The 12,613-nt window shown below is 40.8% G+C and carries 12 protein-coding genes and 1 other RNA gene; 6 read left to right on the forward strand and 7 right to left on the reverse strand.

The window, feature by feature from the left end:
* Nucleotides 1-112: 112 nt before the first annotated feature.
* The 3 genes from hutU to hutI all read left to right on the forward strand — a co-directional run bounded on the left by hutU (nucleotide 113) and on the right by hutI (nucleotide 4,738).
* The gene (gene hutU / locus ACY10D_RS05060; RefSeq protein WP_486999682.1) at nucleotides 113-1,813 is read left to right on the forward strand and encodes a urocanate hydratase; all 1,701 of its coding nucleotides are present in this window, start codon (nucleotides 113-115) and stop codon (nucleotides 1,811-1,813) included.
* Nucleotides 1,810-3,381 (forward strand): histidine ammonia-lyase, encoded by a 1,572-nt coding sequence (hutH, locus tag ACY10D_RS05065; protein ID WP_486999683.1) that lies wholly within the window; start codon nucleotides 1,810-1,812, stop codon nucleotides 3,379-3,381. Before hutU ends, hutH begins: the two co-directional genes overlap by 4 nt.
* A 160-nt stretch (nucleotides 3,382-3,541) precedes the next feature.
* The gene (gene hutI, locus ACY10D_RS05070; protein ID WP_486999684.1) at nucleotides 3,542-4,738 is read left to right on the forward strand and encodes an imidazolonepropionase; all 1,197 of its coding nucleotides are present in this window, start codon (nucleotides 3,542-3,544) and stop codon (nucleotides 4,736-4,738) included.
* 445 nt (nucleotides 4,739-5,183) lie between these two features.
* Here hutI and ACY10D_RS05075 read toward each other — a convergent pair whose 3' ends face one another.
* The 5 genes from ACY10D_RS05075 to ACY10D_RS05095 all read right to left on the reverse strand — a co-directional run bounded on the left by ACY10D_RS05075 (nucleotide 5,184) and on the right by ACY10D_RS05095 (nucleotide 8,593).
* Nucleotides 5,184-5,738 (reverse strand): DNA-3-methyladenine glycosylase I, encoded by a 555-nt coding sequence (locus ACY10D_RS05075; protein ID WP_486999685.1) that lies wholly within the window; start codon nucleotides 5,736-5,738, stop codon nucleotides 5,184-5,186.
* Complete coding sequence (locus tag ACY10D_RS05080; RefSeq protein WP_486999686.1) at nucleotides 5,735-6,565, reverse strand: 2'-5' RNA ligase family protein; 831 nt, start codon at nucleotides 6,563-6,565, stop codon at nucleotides 5,735-5,737. Before ACY10D_RS05080 ends, ACY10D_RS05075 begins: the two co-directional genes overlap by 4 nt.
* Nucleotides 6,566-6,684: 119 nt before the next feature.
* A complete protein-coding gene (ruvA, locus tag ACY10D_RS05085; RefSeq protein ID WP_486999687.1) occupies nucleotides 6,685-7,332 on the reverse strand; it encodes a Holliday junction branch migration protein RuvA in 648 nt (215 codons plus the stop codon).
* Complete coding sequence (ruvC, locus tag ACY10D_RS05090; RefSeq protein WP_486999688.1) at nucleotides 7,329-7,844, reverse strand: crossover junction endodeoxyribonuclease RuvC; 516 nt, start codon at nucleotides 7,842-7,844, stop codon at nucleotides 7,329-7,331. Before ruvC ends, ruvA begins: the two co-directional genes overlap by 4 nt.
* Nucleotides 7,841-8,593 carry a YebC/PmpR family DNA-binding transcriptional regulator gene (locus tag ACY10D_RS05095; protein WP_486999689.1) on the reverse strand — a complete coding sequence of 251 codons (753 nt, stop codon included), beginning with the start codon at nucleotides 8,591-8,593 and terminating at the stop codon, nucleotides 7,841-7,843. The genes ruvC and ACY10D_RS05095 overlap by 4 nt, the downstream gene beginning before the upstream one ends.
* A gap of 180 nt (nucleotides 8,594-8,773) precedes the next feature.
* On the opposite strand from ACY10D_RS05095, the gene ACY10D_RS05100 reads away from it, so the two are divergent.
* Complete coding sequence (locus ACY10D_RS05100; protein ID WP_486999690.1) at nucleotides 8,774-10,264, forward strand: MFS transporter; 1,491 nt, start codon at nucleotides 8,774-8,776, stop codon at nucleotides 10,262-10,264.
* Nucleotides 10,265-10,336: 72 nt separating this feature from the next.
* Nucleotides 10,337-10,747, forward strand: a transfer-messenger RNA (tmRNA) gene (gene ssrA, locus ACY10D_RS05105).
* A 92-nt stretch (nucleotides 10,748-10,839) separates the two neighbouring features.
* Here ssrA and ACY10D_RS05110 read toward each other — a convergent pair.
* Together ACY10D_RS05110 and ACY10D_RS05115 are read right to left on the reverse strand one after the other, a co-directional pair.
* Nucleotides 10,840-11,772, reverse strand: coding sequence for a PulJ/GspJ family protein (locus tag ACY10D_RS05110; protein WP_486999691.1), 933 nt, complete (start codon nucleotides 11,770-11,772; stop codon nucleotides 10,840-10,842).
* A 17-nt stretch (nucleotides 11,773-11,789) separates the two neighbouring features.
* A complete protein-coding gene (locus ACY10D_RS05115; RefSeq protein WP_486999692.1) occupies nucleotides 11,790-12,119 on the reverse strand; it encodes a type IV pilus modification PilV family protein in 330 nt (109 codons plus the stop codon).
* A gap of 314 nt (nucleotides 12,120-12,433) precedes the next feature.
* On the opposite strand from ACY10D_RS05115, the gene ACY10D_RS05120 reads away from it, so the two are divergent.
* Nucleotides 12,434-12,613: hypothetical protein (locus ACY10D_RS05120; protein WP_486999693.1), on the forward strand; the 180-nt coding region annotated here is incomplete at its 3' end.

Genomic DNA, 12,613 nt, shown 5'->3' on the forward strand with positions numbered 1-12,613 from the left:
TCATTAACACAATAAATTATGGATTGGCAACTCGTAAACTTTATTTTTGATTATTATTCAACCCTTGATTCGCATTACAAGCTTAAATAAACTCACAGGAGGAATTAATACTATGTCACGCACAGTCAAAGCCGCAACAGGCACGAAACTTACCGCTAAATCATGGCTTACTGAAGCCCCTCTTCGCATGTTGATGAACAACTTGGATCCTGATATTGCTGAACATCCACAAGACCTTGTTGTTTATGGCGGCATTGGTAAAGCAGCACGCAATTGGGAGTGTTTTGATAAGATCGTTGAATGTCTAGAGAAGCTTGAAGATGATGAAACACTACTTATTCAATCAGGCAAACCTGTAGGTGTTTTCAAAACACACACTGATGCACCACGTGTACTGATTGCTAATTCAAACCTTGTGCCACACTGGGCAGATTGGCAGCACTTTAATGAACTTGATAAAAAAGGCTTAATGATGTACGGGCAAATGACCGCCGGCTCTTGGATTTATATCGGTTCACAAGGTATTGTCCAAGGCACCTATGAAACTTTCGTTGAAATGGGACGCCAGTATTATAACGGTGACTTATCTGGCAAATGGATTCTAACGGCAGGATTAGGTGGCATGGGGGGTGCGCAAACACTTGCAGGTGTTTTAGCTGGCGCTTGTGTATTAGCCATTGAATGTGATGAAAGTCGCATTGATTTTAGATTGCGTACAAAATATGTCGACTACAAAGCCAAAACCCTTGATGAGGCAATGGCTATTATCAATGAAGCTTGCGCTGAAAAGCGTGCGATTTCTGTTGGTCTTTTAGGAAATGCTGCCGAGATTTTACCTGAAATGGTCAAGCGCGGCATTAAACCTGATGCAGTTACCGATCAAACGAGCGCACATGATCCCTTAAATGGCTATTTACCAATTGGTTGGAGTTTAGAAAAGGCCAAAAAAGAGCGTCAAAGCAATCCTGATCTTGTCGTTGCTGAAGCTAAAAAATCAATGAGAGCGCATGTAGAAGCCATGCTTGAATTTGCCAAGCAAGGTATTCCCACTTTTGACTATGGTAATAACATTCGCCAAGTCGCCTTTGATGAAGGCTTACAAAATGCGTTTGATTTCCCAGGTTTTGTACCAGCATTTATCCGCCCACTCTTTTGCCAAGGCATTGGACCGTTTAGATGGGTTGCTTTATCTGGTGATCCTGAAGATATTTACAAAACTGATCAAAAAGTCAAAGAGCTTATGCCGCATGATAAGCATCTACATAATTGGCTTGATATGGCAAAAGAGCGTATTGCTTTCCAAGGTCTTCCGGCACGTATTTGCTGGGTTGGTCTAGGCGATCGTGCTCGCCTTGGTTTGGCATTTAATGAAATGGTCAAAAATGGCGAGCTTAAAGGTCCTATCGTTATTGGTCGTGATCACCTAGATTCAGGCTCTGTCGCAAGTCCTAATCGCGAAACAGAAAGCATGAAAGACGGCTCTGATGCGGTATCCGATTGGCCATTACTAAATGCCCTGCTTAATACTGCAGGAGGAGCTACTTGGGTGAGTCTACATCATGGTGGAGGTGTCGGCATGGGCTTTTCACAACATGCCGGTGTTGTTATTGTTGCCGATGGCACTGAAGCTGCAGCGAAACGCTTACAGCGCGTATTAACCAATGATCCAGGCACGGGTGTCATGCGTCATGCCGATGCCGGTTACGATATCGCCATTAACTGTGCTAAAGAGAAGGGACTAAACTTACCCATGATTAACGCCAATTCAAAAGATGATCATTGCACCTCAACCAAGAAAGAGGCATTCATATGAGTGAAGTGATGAACCACGCCAATACAAATAACAACAAGGAGTTAAACCCACAAAGTTTTTGCTTAATCCCTGGTGAGCTTAGCCTTCAGGATATTGAATTACTGATTACTAGCGCCTGCCCTATTCATTTGGATGATCGTGCTTATGCTAAAGTAGCAACTTCTCGCAGCATTGTTGAAGAAGTACTAAGTGCTGGCAAAACAGTTTATGGCATCAATACTGGTTTTGGTTTATTGGCCAATAAAAAAATTCCAACAGCTGATCTTAAAGAGCTACAACGCCGTATCGTTCTCTCTCACGCTACCGGTGTTGGCAAGCCACTGGATAATGACACGGTTAAGCTCATCATGCTCCTTAAAATCAACAGTCTTGCGCAGGGCTATTCAGGTGTCACACAACAGACCTTAGATGCGTTGATCGCCTTTTATAATCATGGTATTTATCCGGTGATCCCAGAGCAAGGCTCAGTTGGGGCATCAGGTGATTTAGCACCTTTGGCACATATGAGTATGCCGCTTATTGGTGAAGGGGATGTTAGTTATCAAGGTCAATGCATTAGTGCACAAGACGCCTTAAAACAAGCAGGTTTAAGTGCTATTAAGCTTCAGGAAAAAGAGGGCTTGGCCTTACTTAACGGCACACAAGCATCAACAGCGATTGCTTTAATGGGCCTAATTAAGGTTGAGCGTAATTTCAGTATTGCCACTATTGCTGGCGCTTTAAGTATTGAAGCAACGTTTGGCAGTATGAAACCTTTTGACCCTGTTATCTCCCAGATCAAGCGCGTTGAGGGACAAATTATTTTCTCACAAGTCATGCGCAATTTATTGGAAAATAGTGAGATTATGCACTCGCATGATCACTGTGGCAAAGTGCAAGACCCTTACTCACTACGCTGCCAACCACAGGTAATGGGTGCGGCATGGCAAGTGATAAATGATGCTAAACGCAATTTATTAAATGAAGCCAATGGCGTATCTGATAATCCGTTGATCTTGCCCGAAACCAAAGAGATTATTTCAGGCGGCAACTTCCACGCTGAAATGGTCGCCATGAGTGACGATATGCTGAGTATCGCTTGTGCTGAGATTGGTGCTATTTCTGAGCGTAGCATTGCCCTTTTGATCGATAAGCATTTAAGCGGCTTACCTGCCTTTTTAATTGAAAATGCCGGACTTAATTCAGGCTTCATGTTGGCACATGTTACTGCATCATCATTAGCCAGTGAGAATAAAACACTGGCGCATCCGGCATCTGTTGATAGTCTGCCAACTTCTGCCAATCAAGAAGATCATGTCAGTATGGCAACTTTTGCCGCACGCAAATTAAATACCATTGCTCAAAATGTATTATCTATCTTAAGTATTGAAGTGCTTGCTGCTTGTCAAGGAGTGTCTCTAAGAGCGCCGCTTAAAACATCCAATCTATTAGATAACAAATATCGCCAGATTCGCGCTAAAGTTCCTTATTACGATGAGGATCGCTACTTTGCGCGCGATATCGAAAATGCCACAGATGTCATCAAGCAACATGCTTTCTATAGTGATGTTCACACACAGCTCTTTTAAATGTTAGAGCCTGTAGAGTGATGAAAAATAAGTGGTATCAGTTATTACCTCTCCCTCTGTGGGATTGCTCGTGCAGCTTAAGCTGCGCGGGTGAGGGGGATAATAAAAACTGGTCAAAAGAGTAAAACGCAATAGCAAAATAATACAGAAGGTTAATAACATGTATGATCTGATCATCCAAAATGCGCGCCTTGTGACCTTCGATCAAAACGAACGCATTTTGGATAACTCCTCCTTAGTCATTAATCAAGGCAAGATCATTGATATCTTAGCCAAAGGTTCAGCACTACCTAAGGCACGTGAAACCATTAATCATAATGGTCAGCTGGTGACACCAGGACTCATTGATTGCCACACACATCTTGTCTATGGTGGCAATCGCGCGGATGAGTTTGAAATGCGCTTAAATGGTGCCTCATATGAGGAAATTGCCAACAAAGGCGGCGGCATTCGTTCAACCGTTACAGCAACACGTAACGCTTCTTTAGATGCGTTATATCATAGTGCTCACAAACGCCTTAAGCAAATGATGCAGTATGGCACAACCACTTGTGAAATTAAATCAGGTTATGGCTTAGATATCGATACTGAGATGAAGATGCTTAAAGTTGCGCAACAGCTTAATACATCAAAAGGTATAGATATTATCCCTACCTTTTTAGGTGCACATGCTTTGCCACCTGAGTTTGATGATAAGGATCAATATATTGATTTTATTATTACTGACATGCTGCCAGTGCTTAAAAAAGAAAATCTGGCACACGTTGTTGATGGATTTTGTGAGAATATTGGCTTTTCACACACACAAATAAAACGCCTGTTTACTCATGCCAAAGAACTTGGGTTTCAGCTAAAGCTACATGCCGAGCAGCTATCTGATCAAAAAGGCGCAGCGCTTGCTGCTGAATTTAACGCACTATCCGCTGATCATTTAGAATATCTTGCAATCGAAGATATTGCCAAACTGCGCGCGGCAAACACGGTTGCTGTTTTATTACCTGGCGCTTATTATTTCTTACGTGAAACCAAGCTGCCACCGGTTGCTGAGCTTTTAAATAATCACGTCAAAATTGCCATTGCTACTGATGCAAACCCAGGCTCATCACCCTTTTTGTCATTACCATTGATGATGAATATGGCATGCACCCTATTTCGCATGACACCATATCAGGCCTTTCAAGCCACAACAATCAATGCCGCTTACGCGCTTGGCATACATGATCAAAAAGGGAGTATTGAAGTCGGTAAATGTGCTGATTTGGTTCTATGGGATTGCGAGCATTACAATCAAATTATCTATGATGCGACATTAAATTACCGTAAAACAACCATTAAGGATGGTGAGTTGCTCGTTTAAAATGCGCTGCATCAGCCCTAAGATCTGAAGAACAGACTTAAGCCTAAACCCCTCTAATCATTTGGTAGACATTGCCATAGCTCTATGTGGTGACATAAGCTCTTTTTGCAAATTAATGCTCTCTAAAACTTTAGGTGCCTCCAAATAGGCAAATATCATATTGCTTATATGCAAACCCCAAAAGTACTGAAATCGAGGCCAGGATTACAGGCCCTATGCTATTTAATAAATTTAAAAACATGATTTTTCCCTTTTCATTTAGTTAAACTATATACATTCCTCCTTCACTGCCAACGTAATTAAACCCATCAAAAGCATCATTACTCATAATAACGTAATGAGTAAAACGCTCTGGTCTCGATACATCAATATTAAATTTAAATTGACACAGCCTCATGAACACTCCCGGCTCATTACTTATGATGGCGATATTGCTACCATCGTTTTATTTGGCATCAAAGACAAAACATGAGCTTAAATGATCATTGACCATCCCCGTTGCTTGCATAAAGGCATAACATATCGTTGGTCCGACAAAGCTAAAACCTTGTGATTTAAGCCATTTACTCATCTGTTTTGACGCTTCAGTGAATGGCGGAATCGCTTCGTGCTCCGTATAAATAATTGCTTCTTTGGGTGCAAAATGCCAAAGTGCCTCAACCATTGATTGTGCTTTAGATAACTTAAGCCAAATTTTAGCATTATTAATCACACTTTTGATCTTAAGACGATTGCGAATAATACCTGTGTTTTGCATTAAAGCTTCAACATCATCCGCTGTCATGTTTGCAACTTTACCAATCTGAAAGTCATAAAAAGCTTGGCGATAATTATCACGTCGCTTTAATATCGTCTGCCAACTTAAGCCTGCTTGTGCTCCTTCTAAACATAAAAACTCAAATAGCCTTTGTTCATCATATAGTGGTACACCCCACTCGTGATCATGATAATTTTGCATCTCTTGGCTTGAGTTTGCCCAAGGACAACGCGTCAAACTCATGATTTGAATTGGGCAACAAAAAGTGGTTTACCATATAAATTGCCATTATCATCCATTTTGGCAATCGCGATACTATCAACCATTACGCTATAGCTTTTGTTATTGAGTAACTTATTTGCTTTATTCGCCAATTCACTATTACCTTTGTTATAAACCGCTGTGATATGTGAGCGATTGCTACCTGGAATATTATAATCACGCCATGCGCTACCGCTTTGCATTTGCGTAAGATCAGCATGCCCCTCTTCAATAGCAACAATCGTTTGATGCGTTGGTGCATTGGGATGTGTTTTGGCCGTTAACTCTGCATTAAGCTCATTCAAAAAGGCATTATCTCCGGCAACATCCAAGGATAACGTATCCCCCGCCACGCTGAAGTTTTTAGCTAAAGTCACCTCTTGCGCTTTAGTATTTTTCGCCAATTGGGTAACCGCTTCAACTAGCTCTTGATAGTTTTTGCCCTTAAACACACCTTGAATAACGCTAATATGCGGCGTTGTAACAACCCTTGTTGCTACATCAGGATATGCCAACGTATTGACTTCTTTTAACAGTGTCAATAATGGCTTATTACCTTTGACAGGAATATATACGGCATATTCCCCCTGATATACATTAGCATGCCCTTTTACGTTATCTTTGGCAGGCACTTGAAGCACAGGCTTATATAAAGGATTTACATGCGCATTATGTAATATAAATAATGCTTTTGTCTGATTAGGACCTTGGTAATTTGTCATTGCAACTGCTGATGACATTAAGCCCATACCTATGAGTGGTAACGATAATATTTTAACGATTTTTTTCATTTTTTTAATTTTTTTCATAAGCTAATCTCTCACCTTTCTATTTTTTCCAAGTAAAATATTCGCTGATTAGCTTAACAAAGTTTTAATTTAAGTGAAGAATGTTTTATAGCAAATAACCTTTACATCTTTTGCGTCTTTTATACCTTTTGCGTCCCTTGCAATGCCAAGCGAATAAGGCTCTCGACACTATCAGCGTCATTTTTGACTTTATGCACGTATTTCTCAGCTTCTTTACGCTTATAGCCAAGCGCTTCTAGTGCATCAATCGCTTGGTGCACCACTGAACTTGCCTGATAGCTTATATTACCTGAATGAACATGACTTGTGCTCTCTTCTGTAGTATGTGGCATGTTCTGTGTTAAAGCATCTAACTCAAGGACTAATTTTGTGATCTTATCTTTCATTTCAATAATAATACGCTCAGCCGTTTTTTTGCCAACGCCTGGAATGGTGCATAACAACCCATGATCTTGTGACTCAATACAGCTGACAAAAGTCACCCCATCCATACCCGATAAGATTGCTAGCGCCATCTTAGCACCAATGCCATTGATCTTAATAAGCTCTTGGAATAATCTACGATCTGACTTAGTGGCAAAGCCATAAAGTTGCTGCGCATCTTCACGCACAACAAAATGGGTATGCAGTATCACCTCTTGCCCAACATCACCAAGCTTATAAATCGAGCTCATGGGTACCCATATTTCATAGCCAACACCCGCGGCTTCAACCAATATCAATGGTGGCTGCTTTTCGATAAGCTCACCTTTTATTCTTCCAATCATCGTAATCGTCCTCGTACAATTTTGTTGGCTCCTGGAATAAACTGCAAACTATTGCGACTATGAAAATGACAAATCGCAATCGCTAAAGCATCCGCAGCATCAGCCTGTGGTTTGCTACTTAATTGCAAACAAGATTGCACCATATGCTGCACTTGAAACTTTGTTGCATTACCATTTCCGACAACGGCCTGCTTAACTTGCTTAGCTGAGTATTCGTTAACCGTGAGATTTTGATTTGCTAAAGCGCACATGGCTACACCGCGTGCTTGTCCGAGTTTCAATGCAGCACCGGGATTTTGAAACATAAAGATCTGTTCAATTGCCGCTTCCGTTGGGCAATAAGCCGCAACAATATCATTAATCCCATCTTGAATTTGTTTTAAACGCTCAGCAGTTGCTTCTTTAGTAATACGGATACAACCACTGGTAACATACAAACATTCTTTTGCCTGCACTTTGATTACACCAAATCCAGTAATGCGCGAGCCTGGATCAATGCCTAAAATAATCACGAATTAAGCGCATCCATAACACTTTCATCAAACTCGACATTACTATAGACGCTTTGCACATCATCAAGATCCTCTAAGCGATCGATCATATTCATAATCTTTTGTGCAATTTCGGCATCGTCAATATTGGTTTTAACATTCGCATCCATTGTAATCTCAGCTGAGATTGCTTTGAAGCCTTTAGCTTCTAAAGCATCATTAACCTCTGAAAATGCATTAGGATCGGTAATAACATCAATCGCACCATCATCAAAACTCACAATATCTTCAGCACCGGCTTCAAGGGCGACTTCCATCACCATATCTTCATCTAAGCCGGTCTCAAAACTGATAATACCCTTTTTATTAAACATATACGCTACAGAACCATCGGTACCCAAATTGCCGCCGGCTTTGGTAAAGGCGTGACGCACCTCAGCCACCGTACGATTGCGATTATCGGTCATACAATCAACGATAAATGCAACACCCGCAGGACCGTAACCCTCATAACGAATTTCTTCTAAGTTGCCACCTTCTTCACCACCGGCACCTTTCTTAATCGCGCGCTCAATCGTATCTTTGGTCATATTATTCGACAATGCAGTTGCCACTGCCGCGCGTAAACGTGGGTTTGAATCTTTGTCCCCGCCACCCAAGCGTGCGGCAACGGTGATCTCACGAATTAGCTTAGTAAAAACCTTACCGCGCTTAGCATCTTCTTTTGCTTTTTTATGTTTAATGTTTGCCCATTTACTGTGACCAGCCATATTAAAACCTCTGTTGAATCTTTGATCTTTTTGATATTTAGCTTAATAAAACGCGGCAATTGTACCATAAAACATGGCAAAACAATGTCGTGATTAGTGCGTTTGATATGATTTTTGTAAATTAAATAATCTTAGCTATGCTTAGTATTACAGGGAATATCAGGCAAGGATGTTTTTAATATGCAAGTTGATAGTTTAATCCAACCAATTAAAGCGATGCGCCTGCGTTATTTACCGCTATTGATGATTTATTTCGCCTATGGTTGTAGCATTTTCTCGGGCATTGGTGAGTCCTTTTTTGTCAAAGAGCAATTAAACTTATCAGCTGAAAGCCTGATTGTTATTGGTGTATGGTTAAGCTTGCCATGGAATATCAAAATGGTTTTTGGGCAATTTGTTGACAGCTTGCCCTTGTTTGGTTCACAGCGCAAAGCTTATATTTATCTTGCAGCGATTTTAATGGTCTGTGGTTCACTACTTATGGCAGGACTCGCTGGACGCTGGTCATTTGTTATTGCTTTAGCGCCTGATAACACCCTTTTCTTTATATCATCACTTTTAACTGTTCTTGGCGTTGTCTTACAAGATGTCGTTGCCGATGCCATGAGTGTCGAAGTCGTTGAGCGCGAGGGACGCCCACAAGAAGATATTGACAAAGACTTGGCAATGGTTCAACTCTTGGGGCGCTTAAGTTTAAGCTTAGGCATGTTTTTGGTTGCCGGTCTTGGTGGCTGGCTTGCGCAAGTGATGAGTTATCAAAATTTATTTTTACTGACCTTAGTGATTCCACTGATTAGCATTACCGGTATTTTATGTATTCGCTTGGATAAGGTGCCGAGAAAACCAATCAACAAAACGGTGCTTATTGGTGGACTGATCTACGCTGTTTTTATTATTGTAATTGGCTTAAGTAGTGTGCCTTTTGCCCAAGAAATTGTCTTTGTCGTGTCGTTAGTGATTATCATCTATTTACTTAAATCAATTACCAAAGAATTGCCGCGAGATTTATTGCGTGCTATTTTTGTCGCCGCCCTCATGATCTTTATCTTTCGCGCCTCACCTACAGCCGGTCCCGGTGCGCAATGGTTTATGATCGATGTACTTGGATTTGATAAAGCTTTTTTTGGCACGCTTTCACAAATTGGTGCTTTTATGTCTATTATTGGCATGTGGTTTTTCGCGCGTCTTATCACCGAGAAATCGATCGCATGGGTGCTTTTATGGCTGACTGTTGCAGGCTTTTTACTAGAGCTACCACTTATCGCACTTTATTATGGCTTACATGAATGGACAATGGTTTATTTTGGTTTTGGCGCACGCACTATTGTGCTCATTGATAGCGCGGTTGCCTCACCCTTTGCCCAATTAGCAATGATTCCGATGCTAGCCCTTATCGCGCGTTATGCACCCAAGGGTAATGCCGCAACCTGGTTTGCTTTAATGGCTAGCTTTATGAACCTAGCTTTAACTGCCGGATCACTTTTTAGCAAATACCTTAATCAAATCTTTGTCGTCACACGTGAAGTCATGGATCATAGCAACAACACCATTAGCACACCGGCAAATTATAGTGAGCTTGGCATGTTGTTAATCACAGTCTCAGTTATTGGTTTATTAGCACCATTAATTGGCATTATTATCTACGCCCGATTTGCACAAAAGTCAAAATAAAAAAATAAGCAAAATAATTTAGCTTGCCGCTTGCCTTTATTGATGCCCTTACCTACAATAACAAACCTCACTGGGGGCGAATATGGCTTCGACGGGAATGTCAATGTCTTACGGTGCATGCCGAGGGTGTATCTGCCTCGTAAAACACGTTACAATTTGCTAATAACTGGCAAAAATAAAGCAAAACGCGTTGTAGCTAACGATGCAGCTTTCGCTGCTCGTAAAGCTGCTTAATCTAGCTTAAGAACCTAGATACGCACGAACCGATAGTATTTGCTTGTGGATCTATCTTACGTTCGTTCATCTCTTTCACAAGATCGCCAACGTGTCTGTCTAAACACTGCGGTTAAATCTTAAGACTCGCTTAAATGCTGCCCTGATTTATCGGGCAAATTTAGGTTAAAGATAATAGATAAATCTAAGCATGTAGATCTGAAGATGGCGAGTTTGCGGACGCGGGTTCAACTCCCGCCGCCTCCACCAAATTAACAATCAATAATATACTAATGACGTTTCATATACTTATTTATCGTTGCAGTTGAACTCGCGGGACGCGGGGTGAGTCAGATTATAACCTACAAAATATTCGCCTTTAACGCAATTAAGATTGTATAGACTTGCCCTGAAACTGTATAACGAATCTCTATGCCTTTGACGGCTTTATACCAAGGCTCAAGATAATTAGGCGTACCATCTGCTTGGACATTACTCCAAACGCCATTGGCAAAATAGCGAATTTGTAGATCCGTCACATTTTGAGCTATCTCTTGACTACTTTTCACATGATTAGGACACTCAGGTACGTTATAATAGTCAGTATTTAACATTAAGCTGCGAACACCTCCAGTTTCCCTAAGATAAATGATATAAACCTTATAAACACCCAAAAAACTTCCTGCTCGATAAGTGCGAGAAGGACCTTGCTGCACTGTAGCGGTAGAATTATGTGAAAGACGCATCAAAGTGTGTCCCATAGAGTCACTCAGTAATATATAATCACCTGTTGCAGCAGTTAATGTATTAGTTAAGGCATATGGGTTAGACACGACACATTTTGAATTCTCCACACTAACGGTATGATTGTTTGTGTCTGGATTGGCATCTTGTGAGAGCAGCTCGTGAGAAGTAATGCCTTGCAACATTAATATATCAGTTCCAACAACATGACTTGGTGGAGCATAAAAATTTAATGAGCTTGCCGCATAAACCGGTGGATAGGATAAAGGGTTATAAATTAAACTTGGCACCCTAAGCTCCACCTGCTGCCATGGCCATAAACCATAGAGCGATGGTGACGTTGATTGATCCACAAGATTACGAAAGGTTTGGGCAACAACACTTGCCTCGGTATTATCCACTAATTGTGTGACTGTGCGCGTGTAACTATGACGCACGGTGTAATACATCTCACCTGCCATCACCAAAACAAAAGCAGCAACAGCAATACCTACAAGTACTTGAATTAAACTTGCACCTTGCTCTTTTGTTTTAATCCTTTGAGTATGCATCTTCACCCTCCTTAAGCCTATGGTGTCACCACAGCAAAGGTGCGCTGCTGCTCAACATTTAATAAAGTATTGCGTCCAGTTAATTCCGTTGTTCCTTGGGTAAAGACAATATTACCAGTTGGTGCAGTATCAATTGCATCTCCGGTAATCCATGAGTTTTCAATACGATTATCCAATAGAATATCAATGGCAACTTCGTTATTTGTGCGACTTGCCACAGTAGCTGAGCGCAGCATCACTGCCATAAACGAGGTAAAGACAAAGACCAATATAGTCAGTGCAATTAAAGACTCGATCAAACCAAAGCCCGCTTGTTTGCGTAATTGATAATGATGTTTATTACGCATCAGCTTTGTACATCTTTTATGTTTTTTATGTTTGCTATTACATACCATGGCTGCTTCCTTGATTATCTCAATGATACATACTTATCATAAACTTAATAAAAGTATAGACTGAGAAATATTTTTTTGCATCTTCGAAATTGATTCAAACGTTATTTCTAGCCGTATAGTAACCTCCTGTTAAATAGACGAACTACGAATTGAATCAAATTAAAAGTTACCGAACTAAAAATTGATCTGTGCAAAAAATGACTCATTAGATCATAATAGAAATTACCCATGTTTAACAAATGAAGGTATCTATGGGAAAACTGACTATGGAATTAATTATAAACAATATAAAGTCACAGTATAAGGTGGCAAACAAGGCCGAAAAGAGTGAGTTGCTAGATCAAGCCTGCCAAACGCTTCCAATGCATTGCAAATCAGTTATTCGCTTGTTTAATCGCACTACTAAAGCCAAGCGCAAAAGACCAGGAAGAAAAAAACAATATGAC

Source organism: Cysteiniphilum sp., assembly GCF_057495195.1.

Coding starts and splice junctions, on each gene's coding strand:
- hutU (WP_486999682.1), top strand. CDS start 113: ATGTCACGCACAGTCAAAGCCGCAACAGGCACGAAACTTACCGCTAAA.
- hutH (WP_486999683.1), top strand. CDS start 1,810: ATGAGTGAAGTGATGAACCACGCCAATACAAATAACAACAAGGAGTTA.
- hutI (WP_486999684.1), top strand. CDS start 3,542: ATGTATGATCTGATCATCCAAAATGCGCGCCTTGTGACCTTCGATCAA.
- ACY10D_RS05075 (WP_486999685.1), bottom strand. CDS start 5,738: ATGAGTTTGACGCGTTGTCCTTGGGCAAACTCAAGCCAAGAGATGCAA.
- ACY10D_RS05080 (WP_486999686.1), bottom strand. CDS start 6,565: ATGAAAAAAATTAAAAAAATGAAAAAAATCGTTAAAATATTATCGTTA.
- ruvA (WP_486999687.1), bottom strand. CDS start 7,332: ATGATTGGAAGAATAAAAGGTGAGCTTATCGAAAAGCAGCCACCATTG.
- ACY10D_RS05095 (WP_486999689.1), bottom strand. CDS start 8,593: ATGGCTGGTCACAGTAAATGGGCAAACATTAAACATAAAAAAGCAAAA.
- ACY10D_RS05100 (WP_486999690.1), top strand. CDS start 8,774: ATGCAAGTTGATAGTTTAATCCAACCAATTAAAGCGATGCGCCTGCGT.
- ACY10D_RS05110 (WP_486999691.1), bottom strand. CDS start 11,772: ATGCATACTCAAAGGATTAAAACAAAAGAGCAAGGTGCAAGTTTAATT.
- ACY10D_RS05115 (WP_486999692.1), bottom strand. CDS start 12,119: ATGCGTAATAAACATCATTATCAATTACGCAAACAAGCGGGCTTTGGT.